At 71.9% G+C, this 22,278-nt stretch carries 17 protein-coding genes; 8 read left to right on the top strand and 9 right to left on the bottom strand.

Annotation, left to right across the window (positions count from 1 at the left end):
• Positions 1 to 15: 15 nt before the first annotated feature.
• From BLR04_RS34500 to BLR04_RS34490, 3 genes are read left to right on the top strand one after another with little or no spacing between them, the layout of a single operon-like run.
• Positions 16 to 405: a TraR/DksA family transcriptional regulator gene (locus BLR04_RS34500; protein WP_090773350.1), complete on the top strand. Its 390-nt coding sequence runs from the start codon at positions 16 to 18 to the stop codon at positions 403 to 405.
• 44 nt (positions 406 to 449) lie between these two features.
• Positions 450 to 968: a signal peptidase II gene (lspA, locus tag BLR04_RS34495; RefSeq protein WP_342672324.1), complete on the top strand. Its 519-nt coding sequence runs from the start codon at positions 450 to 452 to the stop codon at positions 966 to 968.
• Positions 961 to 1,890 (top strand): RluA family pseudouridine synthase, encoded by a 930-nt coding sequence (locus BLR04_RS34490; protein WP_090773287.1) that lies wholly within the window; start codon positions 961 to 963, stop codon positions 1,888 to 1,890. The genes lspA and BLR04_RS34490 overlap by 8 nt, the downstream gene beginning before the upstream one ends.
• Before the next feature lie 8 nt (positions 1,891 to 1,898).
• Here the strand turns inward: BLR04_RS34490 and BLR04_RS34485 are convergent, their stop codons facing one another.
• From BLR04_RS34485 to BLR04_RS34460, 6 genes are all read right to left on the bottom strand, one after another.
• Positions 1,899 to 3,299 (bottom strand): serine/threonine-protein kinase, encoded by a 1,401-nt coding sequence (locus BLR04_RS34485; RefSeq protein WP_090773285.1) that lies wholly within the window; start codon positions 3,297 to 3,299, stop codon positions 1,899 to 1,901.
• Between the two features lie 10 nt (positions 3,300 to 3,309).
• Positions 3,310 to 3,621, bottom strand: coding sequence for an AzlD domain-containing protein (locus BLR04_RS34480; protein WP_090773283.1), 312 nt, complete (start codon positions 3,619 to 3,621; stop codon positions 3,310 to 3,312).
• Positions 3,618 to 4,280, bottom strand: a complete 663-nt coding sequence (locus BLR04_RS34475; protein WP_090773281.1) for an AzlC family ABC transporter permease — start codon at positions 4,278 to 4,280, stop codon at positions 3,618 to 3,620. Before BLR04_RS34475 ends, BLR04_RS34480 begins: the two co-directional genes overlap by 4 nt.
• 84 nt (positions 4,281 to 4,364) lie before the next feature.
• On the bottom strand, positions 4,365 to 5,234 hold the full coding sequence (locus tag BLR04_RS34470; protein WP_176903427.1) for an AraC family transcriptional regulator: 870 nt from the start codon (positions 5,232 to 5,234) through the stop codon (positions 4,365 to 4,367).
• A gap of 35 nt (positions 5,235 to 5,269) precedes the next feature.
• On the bottom strand, positions 5,270 to 7,210 hold the full coding sequence (locus BLR04_RS42505) for a serine/threonine-protein kinase (RefSeq protein ID WP_090773280.1): 1,941 nt from the start codon (positions 7,208 to 7,210) through the stop codon (positions 5,270 to 5,272).
• Positions 7,211 to 7,220: 10 nt separating this feature from the next.
• Complete coding sequence (locus BLR04_RS34460; protein ID WP_176903426.1) at positions 7,221 to 9,020, bottom strand: serine/threonine-protein kinase; 1,800 nt, start codon at positions 9,018 to 9,020, stop codon at positions 7,221 to 7,223.
• 285 nt (positions 9,021 to 9,305) lie between these two features.
• Here BLR04_RS34460 and BLR04_RS42635 point away from each other — a divergent pair, with 285 nt between their 5' ends.
• Positions 9,306 to 10,304, top strand: a complete 999-nt coding sequence (locus tag BLR04_RS42635) for a chorismate mutase (protein WP_090773276.1) — start codon at positions 9,306 to 9,308, stop codon at positions 10,302 to 10,304.
• On the opposite strand, the gene BLR04_RS34450 is transcribed toward BLR04_RS42635, so the two are convergent.
• Together BLR04_RS34450 and BLR04_RS34445 are read right to left on the bottom strand one after the other, a co-directional pair.
• A complete protein-coding gene (locus tag BLR04_RS34450; RefSeq protein WP_090773274.1) occupies positions 10,298 to 11,350 on the bottom strand; it encodes an SGNH/GDSL hydrolase family protein in 1,053 nt (350 codons plus the stop codon). The genes BLR04_RS42635 and BLR04_RS34450 overlap by 7 nt on opposite strands.
• Positions 11,351 to 11,425: 75 nt before the next feature.
• Positions 11,426 to 12,844: an amino acid permease gene (locus tag BLR04_RS34445; protein ID WP_218129281.1), complete on the bottom strand. Its 1,419-nt coding sequence runs from the start codon at positions 12,842 to 12,844 to the stop codon at positions 11,426 to 11,428.
• A gap of 158 nt (positions 12,845 to 13,002) precedes the next feature.
• On the opposite strand from BLR04_RS34445, the gene dnaE reads away from it, so the two are divergent.
• Together dnaE and BLR04_RS34435 are read left to right on the top strand one after the other, a co-directional pair.
• The gene (gene dnaE / locus BLR04_RS34440; RefSeq protein WP_090773269.1) at positions 13,003 to 16,530 is read left to right on the top strand and encodes a DNA polymerase III subunit alpha; all 3,528 of its coding nucleotides are present in this window, start codon (positions 13,003 to 13,005) and stop codon (positions 16,528 to 16,530) included.
• Between the two features lie 79 nt (positions 16,531 to 16,609).
• Positions 16,610 to 18,001 carry an amidase gene (locus BLR04_RS34435; protein WP_090773266.1) on the top strand — a complete coding sequence of 464 codons (1,392 nt, stop codon included), beginning with the start codon at positions 16,610 to 16,612 and terminating at the stop codon, positions 17,999 to 18,001.
• Here BLR04_RS34435 and BLR04_RS34430 read toward each other — a convergent pair.
• Positions 17,998 to 18,513: a hypothetical protein gene (locus BLR04_RS34430; RefSeq protein WP_090773264.1), complete on the bottom strand. Its 516-nt coding sequence runs from the start codon at positions 18,511 to 18,513 to the stop codon at positions 17,998 to 18,000. The two genes, BLR04_RS34435 and BLR04_RS34430, sit on opposite strands and share 4 nt — an antisense overlap.
• A gap of 62 nt (positions 18,514 to 18,575) precedes the next feature.
• Here BLR04_RS34430 and murA point away from each other — a divergent pair, with 62 nt between their 5' ends.
• Together murA and BLR04_RS34420 are read left to right on the top strand one after the other, a co-directional pair.
• Positions 18,576 to 19,910: a UDP-N-acetylglucosamine 1-carboxyvinyltransferase gene (gene murA / locus BLR04_RS34425; RefSeq protein WP_245740850.1), complete on the top strand. Its 1,335-nt coding sequence runs from the start codon at positions 18,576 to 18,578 to the stop codon at positions 19,908 to 19,910.
• Between the two features lie 69 nt (positions 19,911 to 19,979).
• On the top strand, positions 19,980 to 22,277 hold the full coding sequence (locus tag BLR04_RS34420; protein WP_090773262.1) for a transglycosylase domain-containing protein: 2,298 nt from the start codon (positions 19,980 to 19,982) through the stop codon (positions 22,275 to 22,277).
• Position 22,278 lies beyond the last annotated feature (1 nt).

Here is a 22,278-nt window from a genome sequence, read left to right as displayed (position 1 = left end):
AGCATGGAGGCACCCATGGCGGCAGTCACGCCGACCACCACACCGTCGACGTGGTCCGACGAAGAGCTGGCCGAGGTACGCGGCAGGCTCCAGGAGGAGATCGACGCCCTCGAGGCGGACATCCACCGGCACGAGACGGAGATAGCCTCGGGTGACGTCACCCAGGGCGCGGGCGACGACCAGGCGGACGCCGGCGCGAAGACGTACGAGCGCGAACGCGAGATCGCCCTTACCCTGAATGCGCGCGATCTGGTCGCGCAGAACGAGCGTGCGATCGCCAGGATCGACGCCGGGACCTATGGAGTGTGCGAATCGTGCCACAAGCCGATCGGCAAGGAACGCCTGCAGGCGTTCCCGAGGGCGACGCTGTGCGTGGCCTGCAAGCAGAAGGAGGAGCGCCGATAGGATCAGCGCCGCCGGCCCCTGCCCCCCGCCGGCGCCTCCTCGCTGTGCTCACCGTGCTGGCGGCCGTGATCTACGCGGCCGACCTCGTCACCAAGACGGTGGTGCTCCGCGCGCTGGAGGGCAAGGCACCGCTCGTCGTCATCCCGGACGTCCTGCAGTTCCGCGTGATCTTCAATTCCGGTGCCGCGTTCAGCATCGGCACCGGGATGACCATCATCTTCACCCTCATCGCGGTGGGCGTCGTGGTCGCGATCGTGCGCACCGCCCGCAAGCTCGGCAGCCGGGGCTGGGCGATCACGCTCGGGCTGCTCCTCGGCGGCGCGATCGGCAACCTCACCGACCGGCTGCTGCGTTACCCGTCCGGGTTCGGGCGGCCCACCCAGCTGCAGGGGCACGTCGTCGACTTCATCGAGGTGCTCCCCGGCCACTTCCCCGTGATCGACTATTTCCCTGTGTTCAACATCGCCGACTCGGCGATCGTCTGCGGCGGCATCCTGGCCGTGATCCTCGCCTGGCGCAACGTGCAGATCGACGGCTCCAAGGAGGTGTCGAAGGGTGAGTGAGCAACGCAGCCTGCCCGTACCCGACGGCCTCGAGGGCGAGCGGCTCGACGCCGCCCTGTCGCGGCTGTTCGGTTTCTCCCGTACGCGTGCGGCCGAGCTGATCGTCGCAGGAGAGGTGCTGGTCGACGGCCGGCCGCCGGCCAAGTCGGACCGGGTGCGCGCCGGCGCGTGGCTCGACGTCACGCTGCCGCCGCCGGTCACCACGCCCATGCCGGTCGCCGAGCCCGTGCCCGGCATGACCATCGTGTACGAGGACGACGACATCGTCGTGGTCAACAAGCCCATCGGGGTCGCCGCCCACCCGACCGTCGGCTGGACGGGCCCCACGGTGATCGGCGGGCTGCTCGGCGCCGGCCACACCATCGCCACCAGCGGCGCGGCCGAGCGGCAGGGCATCGTGCACCGGCTCGACGCCAACACCACGGGCGCGATGGCGGTCGCCAAGAGCGAGCACGCCTACTCGTGGCTGAAGCGCGCCTTCAAGGAGCGTACGGTCGACAAGCGCTACCACGCGCTCGTCCAGGGGCACCCCGACCCGTTCAGGGGGACCGTCGACGCGCCCATCGACCGGCACCCGTCGGGCGACGGCCGCTTCGCGGTGGTGGCGGGCGGCAAGCCGTCGGTCACCCACTACGACACGATCGAGGCGTTCCGGGCGGCGTCCCTGCTGGACATCAAGCTGGAGACAGGGCGTACGCACCAGATCAGGGTGCACATGTCGGCGCTGCGCCACCCCTGCGTCGGCGACCTGTTCTACGGCGCCGACCCCACGCTGTCGGCCCGGCTCGGCATCACGCGGCAGTGGCTGCACGCGGTGGCGCTCGGGTTCGAGCACCCCTCGACGGGGGAGTGGATGTCGTTCAGCACCGACTACCCGGAAGACCTGCAGAAGGCCCTGGACGTCGTCCGCGACGAGTCCTGAGGCCGGTCTCAGCCCCTGCCCCTGCCCTTCCCTCTGCCCTTGCCCCTGCCCTTCTCGCTCTCGTGGCCGGAACCCGGTGAGCCCTCGACGTGGCCGGGGCCGGAGCCCGCGTCGTCGTTCTCCTCGGGCTCGGACGGTTTCGGCGACCTCGTCCGTTTCTCGCCGCCCTGATCACGTTGGCGGTCCTTCGGCGGCGGGGGCGCGTGCGTACGCCGGACCGGTCTGTCGGGGGTACGCGTGGCCGGGCCGTCGCGGACGGGCGGCGGCCCGCCGGACGGCGGCTTGCTGGACGGTGGCTTGTTGGACGGTGGCTTGTTGGACGGCGGGTCGGACGGCGGGTCGGACGGCTGCGTGGACGGCTGCGTGGACGATGTCCCGGGTGTGGTGGCCACCGCGGGGACGGGATCGCCGGACGGGGCCGCCAGCCGGTGCGTCAGCCACGACGCGCCTCCCGTGACGAGCCCGACCGTGAGGACGGCCGCGGCGACCGCCGCCACCGGTGTCCGGTGCCCACGCCGCCCTGCCGCCCACCGGAAGCGGCCCGGGGCGACCGTCTGCCCGGAGCCGCCTGTGGCGGCCATCTGCGCCGAGCCGCCCGCCGCGATCACGGTGAGCCGCCGTGCGGCCTCCTCCAGCGTCATCCGGTCGGCCGGGTCCTTGCGCAGCAGGCCGTCCAGCACGGGGGCCAGCACGCCCGCGCGGGCCGGCCGCTCAGGCTCCTGGTGCATGACCGCGCCCAGCGTCACGAGGGCGTTGTCGCGCTGGAACGGCGAACGGCCCTCCACCGCCATGTACAGCGTCACGCCGAGCGACCACAGGTCGGAGGCCGGTCTGGCGCGGCCGCCCCCCGCCCGCTCGGGGGCCATGAAGGCCGGGGTGCCGATCAGGATGCCCGTCCGGGTGACGGGCGCGTCGTCCTCCAGCGTCGCGATGCCGAAGTCGGTGAGCACGGCCCGGCCGTCGGCGGTCAGCAGCACGTTGTCCGGCTTGACGTCGCGGTGCAGTACTCCGGCCGCGTGCGCGGCGCGCAGCGCCTCCAGGAGTTGCCGCCCGATGTCCGCGGCCGCGCGCGGCGACATCGGCCCCTCGTCCCGGATCAGGTCGCCCAGGGTGTGCGAGCGTACGAGCTCCATGACGATCCACGGGTGACCGTTCTCCTCCAGGACGTCGTACACGGTGGCCACTCCGGGATGCGGCACCCGGCCGGCCGCCCGTGCCTCGCGGAGGGTGCGTAAGGAGAACACCTCGCGCTCGGGGCCCGTCAGGTCGGGCGGAGGCAGGATCTCCTTGACCGCCACGTCGCGGCCGAGCACCTCGTCGTGCGCGTGCCAGACCCGACCCATGCCGCCCCTGCCGATCGTTTCGAGCAGCCGGTAGCGCCCACCGACCATCGCCGCTGCCTCGGACATGCACCGCCGACTACCCGAGAACTCCTCGGACAAGCGCGGTGACGGCGGCCGCCGCGATCAGCACGACGAGGAACGGCGCCCGCAGCAGCAGCGCCACGACCGCGGCCAGGAGACCCGCCGTACGGGCCGGGTCGAAGGCCGGACGGCCCTGCTCCGTGAACACCTGCACGGCGATCAGCGCGGCGAGCAACGCCACCGGCACCAGCTCCGCGAACCGGCGCACCCGCGGGTGGTCCAGCAACCGCCGGGGCGCGGCCAGCCCTGCCAGCTTCAGCGCGTAGCAGCCTGCGCAGACCGCCACGACCGCCCACCACAACGTCACCGGACCAGCACCACCAGCACCGTCGTGGCCGACAGCAGCACGGGCACGCCCGGCGGGAGGAACGGGGAGGCGCACAGCGCCACCGCCGCGGCGCCCGCCGCCAGGCCGCGCAGCTCGGCGCTGCCCGCGAGGCGCGGCCACAGGATGGCGAGGAACGCCGCAGGGCCCACGGCGTCCAGGCCGAGCACGCCGGGGTCGCCCAGGGACGAGGTGCCGAGCGCCCCTCCCAGCGTCGTGAGGTTCCAGGTGAGGTAGAGCGCGGCGAACGTGGTCACGAAGCCCGTACGCGCCGCTTCCTGGGTGGGCTGGGCGAGCGCGACCGCCGTGGTCTCGTCGATGACGCCGTGGGCGGCGAGCAGGCGGCGCGGGCCGCGTACGCGAAGGAGGTCGGCCAGCCGCAGCCCGTACAGGGTGTTGCGGCCGCCGAGGAGCAGCGCGCCGAGGCTCGCGGCCACCAGGTCGCCGCCGGCGCCCGCCGCGCCCGTCAGCGCGAACTGGGAGGCTCCCGTGAACGCCAGCAGGCTCAGCACGCAGGCCTGCGGCACGCTCAGGCCCGCGGTGACGGCCGAGGCGCCGAAGGCGAGTCCTGACAGTCCCACGGCCAGGCCCACGCCGAGTCCGTCCCGTACGGCGGCGGAACGGTGAGTTGTCCGGTCCATGGGGACAGAGGTTAGGAAGGGCGGATACCGCCGGTCTTGTACGTTCCTGCGGCGGCCAGGAAGCGCGGGGACTCCCTGCGGAGGCTAGGAGGCGCGGGGGCCGCCGTTCTTGTATGTTCCCGCGGCGCGCTGGTAGGCGGCGGGTGGAACGCCCATGATGCGCTTGAAGTGACGGTTCAGGTGGGCCTGGTCGGTGAACCCCACCTCGGCGGCCACCCGCGCCGGCGGCAGGCCCGACAGCAGCAGGCGGCGCGCCCGGCCCACCCGTAGCGAGGTCAGGTACGCGTGCGGCGGCAGTCCCGTCGCCTCCTTGAACGCCCGCAGCAGCGCGAACGGCCGCGCGCCCACCGCGTCGGCCAGGGCGTCCAGCGTGGGCGGGTCGAGCAGGCTGTCGTGCAGCAGGCCGATCGCCTCGCGTACGGCCCTTCCGCCTCCCGAGGGCGGCGAGGATCGCGGCCTGGGGGTCGCGTGCCGGGTGAGCAGCCGCGCGAACAGCGTACGGCTCAGCGTCGAGGCCGACAGCGCGTCCTCGCGCTCGGCCGCCCGATGGGCGCGGGCCAGCAGCGCCGCCACGTGGTCGTCGCGGACCACCTGGCGGGGGAAATGCGGGGTGCCGGGCGGCCCGCCCAGCTCGGCGGCGATCCCGGCCAGCAGCGCGACAGACGGGTAGAGCATGCGGTAGGCCCACCCGCCGGGGACGCCCGCCTGGCCGGTGTGGGCGGTGTCGGCATCGACCAGCACCAGCTCACCGGTGCCCGCCCGGTGCAGGGAGCCGCGGTGGTCGAACTCCTCCACGCCCTCGACGATGAGGCCGATCGCGTAGCCGTCGTGGGCGTGCCGGGTGAAGCGGTGGGTCACGTAGCGGGCCTTCAGCAGGTCGGTCTCCGGCACCGCAGGATGCCGCCAGAAGCGCGCCCGCTCCTCCGTCACGCGCGCCTCATCACAGCGCCTCATCACAGCGGCTCCTCGCAGCGGCTCACGGCGCCTCCTCACAGCGGCCGGAAGGTCTTCAGGAACGTGTCGACGTAGTGGCGGTCCTGCTTCCAGCGCGCGTCCGTGGTCTCCCAGTAGACGGCGTACGGACGGCCGTCGGCGGTGTGGAAGCCGCGGTTGACCACATGGATCAGCACGCCGTTCCTTACCCGGGTGAACTCCCAGTCGGCGGCCGGGACGCCGAGGTAGTCGGTGGGGGTGATGCCGATCCGGGTGTACTGCTGGAACTGGCCCTTCGCCTGGATCTCCTTCTCCAGGGCGACCCAGTGGCTCTCCGGGTCGTCCCAGGGGAGGTCGGGGACGGTCCACTCCACGATCAGCGTCCCCGGGGTGCCGGGCCCGCTCACGTTGACGCTGTCGCGCGACGGGTTCTTCTTGGCCTGCCAGCCGTCGGGCAGGGCCAGCCTGAAGCGGCCCGCGGTGTTCGTGTACGTCCGCCAGCCGTCGGGCACGCCGCTCACCGTGGCGCCGGGCGTGGCCCCAGGGGTGGTGTCGGGGGAGGGGCCGGGGGTGGACGCCGGCGGTTTCGTCGGCCGGGTGACGGTGGGCTGCGTGGCTGTGGGGTGGCCGGCCGTGGGATGGGTGGCGTGGTGTGTGGGGTGATGGATGGGGGTGGTCGTGCCGGTGGCCGTCGGGCCGCCGCCCGCCGACGTCCGGTTGCCGGACAGCAGGACGCCCGCCGCGGCCGCCGCCGCCACGACGGCCAGCACCGCCGTTAAGGCGACCCACAGCGGCTTCGCGCGCCGCCGCCCGGCCGTCGCGGACGTGTTCCCGCCGGCAGGCGGGTATCCGGTCGCGGGCGTCCTGCCGGTTCTGGAAGGGCCGCCCGTGGCGTTCGGCTCAGGAAAGGGGAGTGGATCCGCGGAGGGCCTGTCACCCCTGGCGGGGTGGCGCAGCGTGGGCGCTTCGGCGGAGTCGAGCTCGGAGAAGGGCCGCTCGCCGACCGGCGTGGGGCGGGAGGAGGGCCTGCCGGCGAGCGGTGCGGGTCGGGAGGAGGCTTCGTCGGCGAGCGGCCCTGGCTGGGAGGAAGGCGCGTCGCCGAGCGGCGCAGGCCCGGACGAGGGCGCGTCGGCAGGCGGTGCGGGCCGAGGGACGGGGCCGTTGGCGCGTGGTGAGGGGCCGGGGCGCCAGGAGCTGGTGGTGATGTCGCGGAGCAGGTGGGCGGCTTCCTCGGCGGGCATACGGTCGTCCGGGTTGCGGTGCAGGAGGCCCATGATGACCGGTGTGAGCGCCCCGGACCGTGACGGTGGGCGCGGATCGTCGCGCAGCACCGCCGCCACCGTCGCCGCCCACGACTCGCCACGGAACGGCGGCGTCCCCTCGACCGCCGTGTACAGCGTGGCCCCCAGCGCCCACAGGTCGGACTCGGGCCGGGCAGGATCGCCGTTCAGCCGCTCGGGCGGCATGTACGCGGGCGTGCCCACCAGCCCGCCGGTCGCCGTCAGCCCCGCCTCGCTGTCCATCGAGGCGATGCCGAAGTCGGTCAGCACCACCCGGCCGTCGTCGGCCAGCAGGATGTTCTCTGGCTTGACGTCACGGTGCAGCACCCCGGTCGCGTGCGCGGCCCGCAGCGCGTCGAGCACCCGGTCGCCGATCACCGCGACCTGGCCGATCGCCAGCGGCCCGTTCGCGCGGACCACCTGCGCGAGCGAGCGGGACCGTACGAGCTGCATCACGATCCACGGGCGGCCGTCCTCCTCGACGACGTCGTGGACGACCACCACCGAGGGGTGGTCGAGGCGGCCGGCGGCCCGGGCCTCCCTGATGGTCCGGCGGTTGAGCTCGGCCCGCCGCGCGTCGTCGACGCCGGTGTAGCGGACCTCCTTGATCGCCACCGTACGGTCGAGCAGCTCGTCGTAGGCACGCCAGACGACGCCCATGCCGCCCTCGCCGATCGGTTCGATCAGCCGGTAGCGGTCGCCTACCTGCCTGTTCACCCGAGGAAGCCTACTTCGCGGGCACGAAGGTGTCGCAGAAGCCCTCGAAGAAGTGGTAATCGGCCTTCCAGTGGCTCTTGAGCGTGTGCCAGTAGATGGCGTACGCCCGCCCGTTGTCCGTGATGAACCCCCGGTTGCGGACCCGCGTCGGACCCGTGTTGGTGTTCCAGGTGAAGTCCCAGTCGGCTGCGGCCTTCTGGAACTCGACGCGCTTGATGTCGAGCTTCTTGTAGCCGCCGAAGTTGTTCTTCAGGTACGGCTCCTGCCGCTTCCAGTCCTTGTACGGGTCGGTGCCCGGCTTGGCGGCCTCCTCGATCATGAGGTACGCGTTGACGGCGGCGCCCGGGCCCTTGAACTTGACCTGCCGGCCGCTGCGCGTCCACACCTCCCACCCCTTGGGCAGGCCGATGGAGAAGCCCATCTTCTTGTCCTTGTACATCTTCCACCCCGCTGGCAGCGGGTTCTTCGTCTCCTTGGGGGTGGGCTTGCTGGTGGGGGTCTCGCTCTCGGACGGGCTCGGCGACGGGGACGGGCTCGGGGGCGTGCTCGCCGGCGTACTGGTCGCGGCGGACGCGGACGGCTGCGGCGCCGACGTGGCGGGCGTGGCGCTGGGGTCGGTGACGGCGGTGGCCGTCCCGCCCTCGCCGTCCGACACCGATCTCAGGCCGAGGTAGCCGCCGACGCCGGCGACGAGCACGACCGCCAGCGCCGCGGCGACGACCATGCCGGGCCGCCGCGGCTCGGACTTCCTGGCGTCCATCGTGGACTCGGCCGCGGGAGTCGGCTCCACGGTCACCGAGGGGATGCGCGCGCCGGTCTCGGGCAGGGCCGACGAGGCGGCCGGGGCCGGGCCAGGGTCGGTCGGGGTGTCGTCCACCACGGGCGCGTACGGACGCTTGGCCTTCGCGGGACGCTTCGGCTTGGTCGCGGGGGCGGGGACGTGCAGCTCCTGCGCGGCAGGGAACTGCGCGGTCGGCGGCGGGCTCGCCTGCGCGAGCGCCATGCGCAGCAGCCGCTGCGCCTCCTCGTACGTCAGCCGCTGCACCGGCTCCTTGACCAGCAGCCCGCTGATCACCTCGGTGAGCGGGCCGGCGTGCGGCATGGGGTCGGGCTCGTCGGTGAGCACGGCGTGCATGGTGGCCAGCGCCATGCCGCGCTCGTGCGGGGAGCGGCCCTCGACGGCCGTGTAGAGGGTGGCGCCGAGCGACCACAGGTCGGACTCGCGCCGCGCGGGGAGTCCCTTGAGCCGCTCGGGGGCGATGAACGCGGGCGTGCCCGCGAGTCCCGTCACGGTGAGCTGGGTCTCGGTCTCCAGCGTGGCGATGCCGAAGTCGGTGAGCACGACGCGGCCGTCGTCGGCGAGGAGGACGTTCTCGGGTTTGACGTCACGGTGCAGCACGCCCGCCTCGTGCGCGCGGTGCAGCGCGTCGAGCATGGCCAGGCCGATCTCGGCCACCCGCTTGGGCGGCAGGGGCCCGTCCTGTTTGATCACGGCGCCCAGCGATCGCGACTGGACCAGCTGCATGACGATCCAGGGCCGGTCGTCCTCCTCGATCACGTCGTGGACGACGATCACGTTGGGATGCTCGAACCGGGCCGCGGCCCTGGCCTCGCGCATCGTGCGCCGGTTGAGCAGCTGCACTTCCTCGCCCAGGGCGGCGGCGTACCTGACCTCCTTGACCGCGACGGTGCGGTCGAGGAGCTCGTCGTAGGCACGCCACACGATGCCCATGCCGCCCCTGCCGATGGGCTCCTGCAGTTGGTAGCGGCCGGCGATGCGGCGACCCTCCTGCTTGCGATCCGACGTCAACGGCCTCAAACCCTCCTCTAGGCCAAGAAATACTCCCATAGCGAGGGATCAACGGCGACTTGCCCGGAGGCGAGTCACCCATGTGGGGGCAGGTCCGGCAGGTCGGCGCTGGGTGTAGTCTGCGGACATGACTTGCTGTCGCTACGCGTTTACCGAGCCGGCTCCAGGAGAGCCGGTCGTCAGCTAGCGACCACCTGGAGTCGGCACGAGGCAGAGACACCCGTCTCTGCCTTTTTCGTTTTCGCCGCCGGCTCCGGGACAGCCGGCCGAATAGGGGAGTGACGGATGTCGTCGACCTTGGAACGGCACGCGGTCGCGCAGGGGCCTGCGGTTCCACAGAGGCACGCGGTCGGGCTCGGCGAGCTGCGGGTGGGCGAGGGGCCCGCCGTGGTGATCCGCGGCCGGGTGAGCCTGCGCGGGCGAGGGCACGCGGACGCCTCAGCGGTGCTGCGCGAACGGCACGTGCCTGTCGTGGTGGTGGAGCCGGCGACGGCAGCCGACCTGCCGGCCGTCGCCGAGCTGGCCGACGGGGTGGTGGTGGGCGCGTCATGGACGCGCGACATCCCGCTGGTGCGGGCGGCCGCCGCGCTGGGGCTGCCCGTCGTGGTGGAGCGGCGGCCGGGGGCGTCCCTGGAGGAGTGGCTGGGGCTGGCCGGCTACTGCGCCGCCGAGGGGGACGGGCGGGTGATCCTCTGCGAGACCGGGCGTCCTGACCTGGGTCTCGTGCGGGCGGCCAGGTCGGCCTCCGGCAGGCCCGTGCTGGTGGACGTCTCCTGCGACCCTGGCCTGTCGCCTGCGGCCGTCGCGGCCGGCGCCGACGGGCTGATCCTGTCCGTGCCGGAGCCCGTGACGTCCACGCCGTCCCGCCCGCGCGCCGTCGTCCCTGAGGAAGCGCCGTACGGCGTACCGGATGGCGCTGCTCGGGGCTCAGGCGACGGTGGGCAGGCCGGGGCGGACTGGCGGGTGGCCGAGGAGGCCGTGACCCTCGTCGGCGCGCTGCTGCGCGACGAGGCGCCCACGACGCTGCCCGCCTGCCGGCAGGCGATCGACCGGGTGGACGCCGCGCTCGCCACGCTGCTCGAACGCCGGGCCGCGCTGGCGGGCCGGGTGCAGCAGATCAAGCCGGTGGGCGGCTTCGCGGGCCGCGACGCCGACCGCGAGCGGGCCGTCGTCGAGCGGATGGCCGTGCGCGCACCCCGGCTCGGTCAGGCGCGCCTCGCGCCCATCATGAACGCCGTCATCGAGGCGGGCCTGCACCTCGCGGAGGAGCGCGCCGCTCACTGACCGCCCGGGTCGGTCAGGCGGTAGTTGTTCATGGGACGGCCGGGGCCCTGCGCGACCTGGGCGGTGACGAGCTCGGCGAAGCGGTGGTAGCCCTCGCCCGTCGGGTGGTAGCTGCGGGCGTCGACGGTCATCTGCTCCATGTCCATGTGCAACCCGTTGAGGTACGGCTGCGCGGTGCCGATCTCGTGGCCGGTGAACGCCTCGTAGGCGTCGACGTACTCGGCGCTGCCCGGGGCGCCGAACCCGGCGATCGTCCGGTCGAACTCGGACACCACCGACTTCACGGTGTCGTCGAGGCGGCGCGTCATGCCGTTCAGCCACTGCTGGTCGGCCACGCTCAGGTTGTCGTACGTGCCGGTGGGCCGCTCGGGGAACGGCCGCGGATAGCCGAGGACGATGACGCGGGCGTCGGGGGCGCGTACGCGCAGCTCGTGGAGCACGGTCCGCAGGTTGGTGGCGAGCTCGTCGATGCGCCGGCCGACGGCGGCGTCCTGGTCGACGCAGGCCGACGACCAGGGGAGCTTGACGATGCACGTGGTCAGCACCTGGGTGAACCCCGCGTCGTTGCCGCCGATGCTCAGCGTGATCAGCCCGGCGGCGGCGTCGACGCGGGTGATCTGGGGCGGGTGACCCCACTGGCCGGTCAGCAGCTGGCGGGTCGTGGCTCCGCTGCAGGCGTAGAAGACGGTGCCGCCGGGGAACCGGTACGACTGCGCGACCTGCGGCGCGTACGAGCCCGTGGAGCGGTGGCAGCGGTCGGCGCCGTCGTTGACCGGCGGCTGGCCGGAGCTCCAGACGCCCTCGCCGGAGGAGAAGGAGTCGCCGAGGGCGACGTACGTGCCGCTCAGCGCCACCTGCACGGGCGTGAGCCTGGTGATCTGCGGCAACCGGCCACGCGCCTCGGGCACGGTGGGGCAGCCCGCGTCGAGGACGGCGCAGGCCAGCCTGGGCAGGATCCGGAGGGGCAGGAACGCCAGCGCGAGCGCGACACCCAGCGCGGCCGCCACCGAGATCCGGACGATCTTCCGCCGAGTCTCGTCCAGCATGACCTCCCCGAGTGACCTCCGCGTTGCGGCATCGAGACTACCGAGCCTCGGACGGGCGCGGGGCTGTCGCGGCGGCTAGGGTTCGGCGGGCGGGTCGGCGGGCCCGGCGGTGGAACCCGCCGGAGAGGCGGGCGCCGAGGCGGACTCGGTCAGGGCGGCGGCCGAGTGGCGGCGGTTGACCAGTTTCCAGCCCACCGCGATCCCGACCACCAGGGCGGGGATGAGGAAGAAGGCCACCCGCTGGTCGTCGTCGGCGAACGGCATCAGCAGCACCACCAGGGCAAGGAACGCGAGGGTGAACCAGTTGGTGTAGGGGGTGCCGGGCATCGGGAACGTCGAGACGTGACCCGACCTGCGCAGCCGCAGCTGGCAGTAGACCAGCACTCCCCAGGTGGTGACCACGCCGAGCGAGGCGCACGCCGTGGCGATGTTGAAGGCCCGCGCGGGCAGGAAGTAGAACAGCGCCACCCCGCCCAGCAGCATGGTGGCGGTGAACATGATGCCGCCGATCGGCACGTGACGGGAGCTCAGCGTCCCGGTGAAACCGGGCGCCTCCCGCTTCATCGCCATGGAACGCAGGATGCGGCCGGTGGCGTACAGGCCGGAGTTGCACGACGACGCGGCCGCGGTGATCACCACGAGGTTCATCGCGTCGGCGGCCCATGGCACGCCGAGACCGGAGAAGAACGTCACGAACGGCGACTCGGCCGCGCTGTAGAGCGTCCACGGCAGCACCATGCCGAGCAGCAGCACCGAACCGACGTAGAAGATCGCGATGCGCCACACCACGCCGTTGACGGCCCGCGGCATGACCTCGTGCGGGCGCGCCGTCTCGCCGGAGGCGATGCCGACCAGCTCGATCGAGGCGTACGCGAACACCACCGACTGCAGGCTCATGAGCACCAGCGGGAAGCCCGTGGGGAAGAAGCCGCCGTGGGACACGAGGTTGGCCGGGGTCGCCTGGCCGACGGCGAACACCACCAGCACCAGGCCCACGACCAGGAAGATCGAGATGGCCACCACCTTGAGGAGCGCGAACCAGAACTCCAGCTCGCCGAAGAGCCGTACCGACAGCAGGTTGACCGTCAGCACGAACGACAGCGCGATGAGCGCGGTGAGCCACTGGGGGAAGGCCGGCGCCCAGTAGTGGATGTACATGGCGATCGCGGTCAGCTCGGCGATGCCGGTGAAGGCCCAGTTGCACCAGTACATCCAGCCGCTGGCGAACGCCGCCCACGGGCCGATGAACTCGTTGGAGTACTCGACGAACGAGCCGGACACCGGGCGGTAGAGCACCAGCTCGCCGAGGGCGCGCATGACGAAGAACGCCGCCACGCCGGCGACGGCGTAGGACAGCACGAGCGCCGGCCCCGTGGCGGCCAGCCGGCCCCCTGCGCCGAGGAACAGGCCCACGCCGATCGCCCCGCCGATGGCGATCATCTGGACCTGACGGTTGCCTAGCGCGTGCGTGTATCCTTCGCTGGTCGTGTGCACCGCGTGCCCCTTCGAATACGGACAGTGACATCGAGGATATCCGGGCGGCCGCACGAGCGGTCGCCGGGGTCGCGTTACGGCCGGTCGCGCGCAGGAGTGTCGGCCGGGAGCACTAGAGTCGGTGCGCATCATTCTTCGAGACCGGGAGGCGCCGCTCCATGTCGTCCAGTGACTCGTTCGTCCATCTGCACGTGCACACCGAGTACTCGATGCTCGACGGGGCCGCGCGCCTGAAGCAGATGTTCAAACAGGTCGGCGACCTGGGCATGCCCGCGATCGCGATCACCGACCACGGCAACATGCACGGCGCCTACGACTTCTACCGGCAGGCGACCGGCGCGGGCATCAAGCCGATCATCGGCATCGAGGCGTACGTCGCGCCCGAGCTGCGGCACAACAAGAAGCCCGTGCTGTGGGGCGAGCCGCACCAGAAGAAGGACGACGTCTCGGCGGGTGGTTACTACACCCACATGACGATCTGGGCGCGCAACAAGACCGGCCTGCACAACCTGATGAAGCTCAGCTCGCGTGCCTACACCGAGGGCTTCGTGCGCAAGTGGGCGCGCATGGACGCCGAGATACTCGCCGAGCACGCCGACGGCCTCATGGCGACCACGGGCTGCCCGTCGGGCGAGGTGCAGACGCGGCTGCGGCTCGGGCAGTACGACGAGGCGATCAAGGCGGCGGCGAAATATCAGGAGATCTTCGGCAAGGACAACTTCTTCCTGGAGATCATGGACCACGGGCTCGACATCGAGCGCCGCGTCCGCGACGGGCTGACCAGGATCAGCCGCGAGCTCGACATCCCGCCGCTGGTGACCAACGACTCCCACTACACCTACGAGTCCGACGCCGCCTCCCACGACGCCCTGCTGTGCATCCAGACCGGCAAGCAGCTGTCCGACCCCGACCGGTTCCGCTTCGACGGCAGCGGCTACTACATCAAGAGCGCCGACGAGATGCGCGCCGTCGACTCCTCCGACCTGTGGGCCGAGGGCTGCCGCAACACGCTGCTGGTCGCCGAGAAGGTCGACCCGGCCGGGTTCTTCGAGTTCAAGAACCTCATGCCGACGTTCCCCATCCCCGACGGCATGACGGAGACCGAGTTCTTCCGCAGGACCGTCTGGGAGGGCATGGCCAGGCGCTGGCCGGAGGGCTACGACGACCAGCACCGCAAGCAGGCCGAGTACGAGATCGGCATCATCGAGCAGATGGGCTTCCCGAGCTACTTCCTCGTGGTCGCCGACTTCATCATGTGGGCCAAGCAGAACGGCATCCCGGTCGGCCCCGGCCGTGGCTCCGCCGCCGGGTCGCTGGTGGCGTACGCGATGGGCATCACCGACCTCGACCCCATCGCGCACGGCCTGATCTTCGAGCGGTTCCTCAACCCCGAGCGCGTCTCCATGCCCGACGTCGACATCGACTTCGACGAGCGTCGGCGCGGCGACGTGATCCGGTACGTGACCGAGCGGTGGGGCGCCGACAAGGTCGCCATGATCGCCACGTTCGGCACCATCAAGGCGAAGGCCGCCATCAAGGACGCCGGCCGCGTCCTCGGCTACCCGTACGCGCTGGGCGACCGGGTCTCCAAGGCGTTCCCGCCCGCCGTCATGGGCAAGGACATCCCACTGTCGGGCATCTTCGACAATGACCACCCGCGCTACGCCGAGGCGGGTGAGCTGCGCCGCCTCTACGACGAGGACGTCGACGTCAAGGCGACGATCGACCTCGGCAAGGGCCTGGAGGGCCTGATCAGGCAGACCGGCGTGCACGCCGCCGGCGTCATCATGTCGGCCGAGGTGCTGACCGACCACGTCCCGGTGATGCGGCGCGACTCCGACGGCGCGATCATCACGCAGTTCGACTACCCGACCTGCGAGACGCTCGGCCTGCTGAAGATGGACTTCCTGGGCCTGCGCAACCTCACCATCATGGACGACTGCCTCAAGATGATCGAGGCGACCACAGGTGAGAAGATCGACCTGCTCGCGCTCCCGCTCGACGACCGCAAGAGCTACGACCTGCTGGCCAGGGGCGACACGCTGGGCGTGTTCCAGCTCGACGGCGGCGGCATGCGCTCGCTGCTGCGGCTCATGCGTCCCGACAACTTCGAGGACATCTCCGCCGCCCTCGCGCTCTACCGGCCGGGCCCGATGGGCGCCAACTCCCACACCAACTACGCGCTGCGCAAGAACGGCCAGCAGGAGATCACGCCGATCCACCCGGCGCTCGAGGAGCCGCTGAAGGACATCCTCGACACGACGTACGGCCTGATCATCTACCAGGAGCAGGTCATGGCCATCGCCCAGCGCGTGGCCGGTTACTCCCTCGGCGCCGCCGACCTGCTGCGCCGCGCCATGGGCAAGAAGAAGAAGGCCGAGCTCGACAAGCAGTACGCCTCCTTCGAGCAGGGCATGAAGGACAACGGCTTCCCCGACGCCGCCATCAAGGCGCTGTGGGACATCCTGCTGCCGTTCTCCGACTACGCCTTCAACAAGGCCCACACCGCCGCCTACGGCCTCATCGCCTACTGGACCGCGTACCTCAAGGCCAACTACCCGGCCGCGTACATGGCCGCGCTGCTGTCCTCGGTGAAGGACGACAAGGACAAGTCGGCCCTCTACCTCAACGAGTGCCGGCGCATGGGCATCAAGGTGTTCCCGCCCGACGTCAACGACTCCGACTTCGACTTCACGCCGCGCGGCACCGACATCCGGTTCGGGCTGTCGGCCGTCCGCAACGTCGGCGGCAACGTCGTCGACGGCGTCATCGCCGCGCGCAAGGAGAAGGGCCGCTTCGCCGACTTCAAGGACTTCCTGCGCAAGGTGCCGGCCATCGTCTGCAACAAGCGCGTCATCGAGTCGCTGATCAAGGCGGGCGCGTTCGACTCGCTCGGCCACGTGCGCAAGGGCCTGGTCATGGTGCACGAGCAGGCCGTCGACGCGATCATCGACATCAAGAAGAACGAGGCCATCGGCCAGGACTCCCTCTTCGGCGGCATGGACGGCGGCGAGGACCAGACGTTCGACATCCAGATCCCCGTGGGCGAGTGGGACAAGACCACGCTGCTGCAGCTCGAACGCGAGATGCTGGGCCTGTACGTGTCCGACCATCCGCTGTTCGGCGTCGAGCACATCCTCGCGGCAGGGGCCGACTGCTCGATCGCGGCCGTCCAGGACGAGAGCCGGGCCGACGGGCAGGTGGTGACGCTGGGCGGCATCCTCAGCGGGGTGCAGCGCAAGGTCACCAAGAAGGGCGACACCTGGGTGCTGACCCAGCTGGAGGACCTCGAAGGCTCGATCGAGGTGATGATCTTCCCGTCGGCGTACCAGCTGTGCTCGACGATCCTCGCCGAGGACGCGATCGTGTTCGTCAAGGGGCGGATCGACAAGCGCGAGGACGTCGCGAAGATCATCGCGATGGAGGTCACGGCGCCCGACCTGTCCCAGGAGGCCGGTGGGCCGCTGCTGGTGAGCCTGCCGCTCAACCGGTGTACGCCGCCGGTGGTCGGGCGGCTACGAGAGGTGCTCAGCACCCACCCGGGCACGTCCGAGGTGCACCTGCAGGTCCACAACGGCCCGAAGACCACGGTGATGCGCGTGGGCGACCGCTACCGCGTGACCCCCTCGCCGGCCCTCATGGGCGACCTCAAAGAACTTCTCGGCCCCGCCTGCCTCGGCGCCTGACCCACCCCGGGGAAAGGCCCACTCCCGGCGGGTGGAAGGAGGGCTGTGATCCGGGGCGGGGGTGGGGGAGGATCGCGGGGTGAGCGAACTGCATGATCTGACCGCCACCGAACTGGCCCGTCTCATCAGGACCCGGCAGCTGAGCGCCGTCGAGGTGCTGCAGGCGCACCTCGACCGCATCGAGCAGGTCAACCCGCGCGTCAACGCGGTCGTCACCCTCGCCGCCGAGCGGGCGCTCGACGCGGCGAAGGCGGCCGACGCGGCCCGCCCCGAGGAGGCGGACCGGCCGCTGCACGGCCTGCCCGTCGCGCACAAGGACCTCGTCGACACGGCGGGCATCCGCACCACGTACGGCTCCCCGCTGTTCGCCGGCCACGTGCCCGACCAGGACGACCTCATCGTGCGGCGGCTGAGGGCCGCCGGGGCGATCACGGTGGGCAAGACCAACACGCCCGAGTTCGGCACCGGCTCCCACACCGTCAACGAGGTGTTCGGGGCCACGAGGAACCCCTACGACCTGACGAAGTCCGCCGGCGGCAGCAGCGGGGGAGCGGCGGCCGCGCTGGCGACCGGCATGGTCCCGCTGGCCGACGGCAGCGACATGGGCGGTTCCCTGCGCAACCCCGCCTCCTTCTGCAACGTGGTCGGCCTGCGGCCCACCCCTGGCCGGGTGCCCGACCTCTCCGACACGGCCGCCTGGTTCACGCTGGCGGTGTCGGGGCCGATGGCCAGGACGGTCGAGGACGTGACGCTCATGCTCGGCGTCGTGGCGGGATTCGACCGACGCTCACCGTACGCGATCAAGGAGGTTTTCGCGCCGGAGCCCGAGGAGGGCGTGGCGGGGCTGCGGGTGGCCTGGAGCCCCGACCTGGGCGGTCTGCCGGTGGACGCGCGCACGGCGGCGGTCACCGCGACGGCGCCGGCCGTGTTCGAGCGTCTCGGCGCGCACGTGGAGCTCGCCGACCCTGACCTGACCGGCGCGGAGGAGGCGTTCCGCACCTACCGGGCCTGGTACTACCTGCTCGCCCACGGCGACAAGACGGAGCTCGGCCCCAACACGGCCTGGAACGTCGAGCAGGGCCGCGGGGTCACGGGGGCCGACCTCGTCCGCGCGGAGGTGGCGCGCAGCGCCCTCTACCAGCGCATGGCCGCGTTCTGGGACACCTACGACATCCTGATCGCGCCGGTCAGCCAGGTGCCGCCGTTCCCGGTCGAGCAGCCGTACGTCACCGAGATCAACGGCGAGCCCCTGCCCGACTACCTCACGTGGATGCGTTCGGCGTACTGGGTGAGCGCGCTGCACGCCCCCGCCGCGTCCGTCCCGGCCGGTTTCACCCCGGACGGCTTGCCGGTCGGCGTGCAGATCGTCGGCCCGCCGTTCGAGGACGCCAGGGTGCTGCGCGTGGCGCGGGCGTTCGAACAGGCCACCGGCCACGGCCTGCGGCGGCCACCGCTCGGCGACGGGCTCTAGAGCTGCCCGCCGTACGGTTGGCGCAGGGATGACTCGCGGTAGCCGTGCATGCCCTCGAGGAGGGCGAAGAAGCCGACGGCGAGCAGGGGCCAGGACACCAGGACGCCGCGGGCGGTGAGCTGCAGGGCTCCAGGGACGATCGCGGCCCCGGGTGCCGCGGCGGCGGCCTCGACGGTGACCGATCCGATGGTGAACGCCGACCCGGCCCACTGCGTCAGGAACGAGGCGGCCGTCCCTCCCACGCAGAGCCCGAGCAGGACGCCGAGCATCCAGCGCCGGCCGGCCAGCCACGCGCAGCCGCCGCACACCAGGCCGAGCCCGCCGGTGATCACGGCGAACCAGCCGTCGGCCGCGATGAGCGCCTGCGTGGTGGGGTCGGCCAGCAGCGTGCCCTGGTCGGTGACCTGGAGCGGGACCCGCGGCGCGATGCCGGACCAGAGCAGCCCGGCGGCGGCCCCGAGGGCGGCGAGTGTGAGGACAGTTACCGCAAATGCGCGTACTTCCCTCGCCACGCCACTCCCCTTCGCATGTGTGTCCGAATCAGCTCGATGTTATCCCCGGCTAGGCTCGCTTCGTGATTGCAGAAGAAGTCTGGAAGATCGAACCCTCCGGCCCGCTCCGGGGGGACGTCGAAGTTCGCGGTTCCAAGAACGGCGTCTCCAAGCACATGGTCGCGGCCATGCTCGGCGACGGCGAGAGCAGCATCCACAACGCCCCCGAGGTGGGCGAGGTCGGCATCACGGCCGACATGCTGCGGGCGCTCGGCATCGGGGTCGAGATCTCCGGCTCGGAGATCAGGATCGAGAAGGGCCCTCGGATCGAGCCCCGGGTGCCCGACGCGTTCACCGGCTTGAACCGCATTCCCATCCTCATGCTCGGCCCGCTGCTGCACCTGGCGGGTGAGGCGTTCGTGCCGCTCGTCGGCGGCGACCCGATCGGGCGCCGTCCGGTGAACTTCCACGTGGAGGCGCTGCGGGCGATGGGCGCCGAGGTCGAGGTGGGCGAGACCGGCATCTTCGCCAAGGCGGCGCGCCTGCGCGGCACCCGGATCGAGCTGCCGTACCCCAGCGTGGGCGCCACCGAGACGGTGCTCATGTCAGCCGTGCTGGCCGAGGGCAAGACGGTGCTGAAGAACGCCGCGACCGAGCCGGAGGTGGTGGAGCTCGCGCTGTTCCTGCAGCGGATGGGCGCGATGATCGAGCTGTCGCCCGACCGCAGGATCGTCATCGAGGGCGTCGAGCGCCTGCACGGCGCCTCCACCTGGCTGGCCGGCGACCGCATCGAGGCATTCTCGTACCTGGCGGCGGGCCTGATCACCCAGGGCGAGGTACGCGTGCACGGCTGCCCGCAGGACCGCCTGGTCACCGCGATCACCACGCTGGCCAGGATGGGCGCCAAGTTCGACATCAACGACGAGTACCTGTGCGCCACCGCGCCGCCGGAGGGCCTGCGCGCGGCGGCGGTGCAGACCGACACCCACCCCGGGTTCATGACCGACTGGCAGACCCCGCTGATGGTGCTGTTCACCCAGAGCCAGGGCATGTCGGTGCTGCACGAGACGGTCTTCGAGAACCGCCTGGTGTACGTGCCCGCGCTGCAGAAGATGGGCTGCGAGATCGAGGTGTTCGACCAGTGCCTCGGCGGCCCGGCCTGCCGCTACCACGACACCAACGCCCGGCACTCGGCCGTGGTGCGGGGGGTGTCGCGGCTGCGCGGCGCCGACGTGACGCTGCCCGACATCAGGGCGGGCTTCTCGGCCGTGCTGGCGGCGGCGGTCGCCGACGGGACGTCCACGCTGCGCGGCGTGCACCACATCGAGCGCGGCTACCACCACCCCTTCGAGCAGTTCGCCTCGCTGGGGCTCGCTATCAGGCGGGACTCCGTGGAGCCCAGTGACGCGAGCAAGTAGCAGTAAACAACTGTAAAGACGCTGGAAGCGGGCGTTTGCCGCCGATCGGGACGTCGTACATCAAGTTACGTGACCGTACTCAGATCCGTCGCGGGACTCGGGTTGGTGGGGGCGCTCGGCGGAGTGCTGGTGGCCGCACTGGCCGTGCCCGTGGTGGGCGGGGGCGGCATCGCCACGCGCAACGCCGCGAACGTCCTGCTGGACCTGCCGCCCGCCCCGCGCGAGGAGCCCCTCGCGCAGGTGACCAGGCTGCTGGACAAGGACGGCCGGACGTTCGCGCAGTTCTACGAGGCCAACCGGACGACGGTCCCGCTCGCGAAGGTCGCTCCCGTGATGCGCCGGGCCATCGTGGCCATCGAGGACGCCCGCTTCTACGAGCACGGCGGGCTCGACGTCAGGGGCACCCTGCGGGCCCTGCTGACCAACACCCAGGCGGGGGCCGTCCGCCAGGGCGGATCGTCGCTGACCCAGCAGCTCGTCAAGAACATCCTGGTGGAGAGCGCCCGTACGGACGCCGAGCGCGACCGTGCCCGCGCGCCGAGCCTCGGACGCAAGATCACCGAGCTGCGGCTGGCGATGGCGCTGGAGAAGAAGTACCGCAAGGACGAGATCCTCGAGCGCTACCTCAACATCGCCTACTTCGGCGCCGGGGCCTACGGGGTGGAGGCGGCGGCCCGGCGCTTCTTCTCCACCTCGGCCTCGCGGCTGACGCTGACACAGGCGGCCACGCTGGCGGGGGCGGTGCGGATGCCGTTCTCGACCGACCCCTCGCTCGGGCGGGACCACCGGGCGAGGCTGCTCCAGCGGCGCGACCTCGTGCTCGACCGCATGGCCGGGCTCAACTGGATCAGCAAGCAACAGGCGGCCACCGCCAAGTCGGCGCCGCTCAGCATCAAGCTGCGCTCCGAGCCGGGCGGCTGCGAGCAGAGCGAGTTCCCCTTCTACTGCCTGTACGTCCACCGCGAGCTGCTGTCGAACCCGGTCTTCGGCAACACCGAGGCGGAACGGCGCAACCGGATGTCGAGAGGCGGCCTGACGATCAGGACCAGCCTCGACCCGATCGCGCAGCGCGCCGCCGACCGGGCCATCAGGGAGTACGTCCACCGCGACGACACCGAGGTGGCCGCCGAGGCCATGGTGGAGCCACGGACCGGACGCATCAAGGCGATGGCGGCCAGCAAGGGGTTCGGCCGCAACCCCGGCAACCGCAAGAACGGCCCGAAGACCACCTTCAACCTGGTCGCGGACGTCGCGCACGGGGGCGGGCAGGGCTTCCAGGCCGGCTCGACGTTCAAGGTCTACACCCTGGCCACGGCGCTCAAGCAGGGCTGGCGCTTCGGCGACGGCTTCATGACGCCCGGCTCGCTGGTGCCCTCGCAGGGTTACCGCAACTGCGACGGCCGGGCGGTCAACGACCCGAACGCCCGCATACTCAACGCCGGCGGCGAGGGGGAGGGCGGCCCGCACAGCCTGGAGACCGGCACGTGGAAGTCGGTGAACATCTTCTACATGATGCTGGAGCGCAAGGTCGGGCTCTGCAACGTCGTGCGTACGGCCAAGGCGCTCGGCGTGAAGCGGGCGGACGGCAAGCCGCTGCAGGAGGTGCCGACGTTCACGCTGGGGATCAACGAGATGGACCCGGTGACGGTGGCGGCGTCGTTCGCGACCTTCGCGGCCCGGGGGATGTACTGCCGTCCGCTGGCCATCGTCGAGATCATCGGCAGGGACGGGCGGCGTACGCGGGTGCCGCCCGCGTGCGAGCGGGTCATCGAGCGGCCGGTCGCCGACGCGGTCAACCGGGTGCTGGAGGGCGTGTTCGACAAGGGCACCATGACGGGCCAGGGGATCGGCCGGCCCGCCGCCGGCAAGACGGGCACGAACAACGGCTACACCTCGGCCTGGTTCGCCGGGTACACGCCGACGCTGGCGGCCGCCGTGAGCGTGGGCGACATCCGGGGCTCGTACCGGTTCCCGCTGCGCGGGGTGACGATCGGCGGCCGTTACTACGGCTCGGTGCAGGGAGCCTCGCTGCCGGGGCCGATCTGGGTGCGGTCGATGCGCAACGCGCTGCGCGGCACGGAGGCGCGCGGGTTCCCCGGGCCGAACCTCGCCCGCTTCGAGGGCGGCCACACGCCGGGCCTGGAGGAGGCGCTCGCCCGCGAGGAAGCCAGGAACGGCGAGCGCGGGGGCCGGCGGCGGCACGGCGACCGCGCCTTCGGCCGCCGCTACCGCGGGCTCATCCAGTGGCTGACGAGCGAGGGCCTGCTGCCACCGTCGTACGGCCCGCCCGACCGCGAACTCCGCCGTGAACCTTCCCGCGAACCCTACGGCGAGGCCCACCGCGTCGACTGGGACGGTGGGTGGTAGC

This window comes from Nonomuraea maritima (assembly GCF_900100395.1).
In the GTDB taxonomy this organism is placed as follows: domain Bacteria; phylum Actinomycetota; class Actinomycetes; order Streptosporangiales; family Streptosporangiaceae; genus Nonomuraea; species Nonomuraea maritima.
Note: the sequence above shows the minus strand (reverse complement) of the source record. Positions and strands in the feature narration are given on the sequence as shown.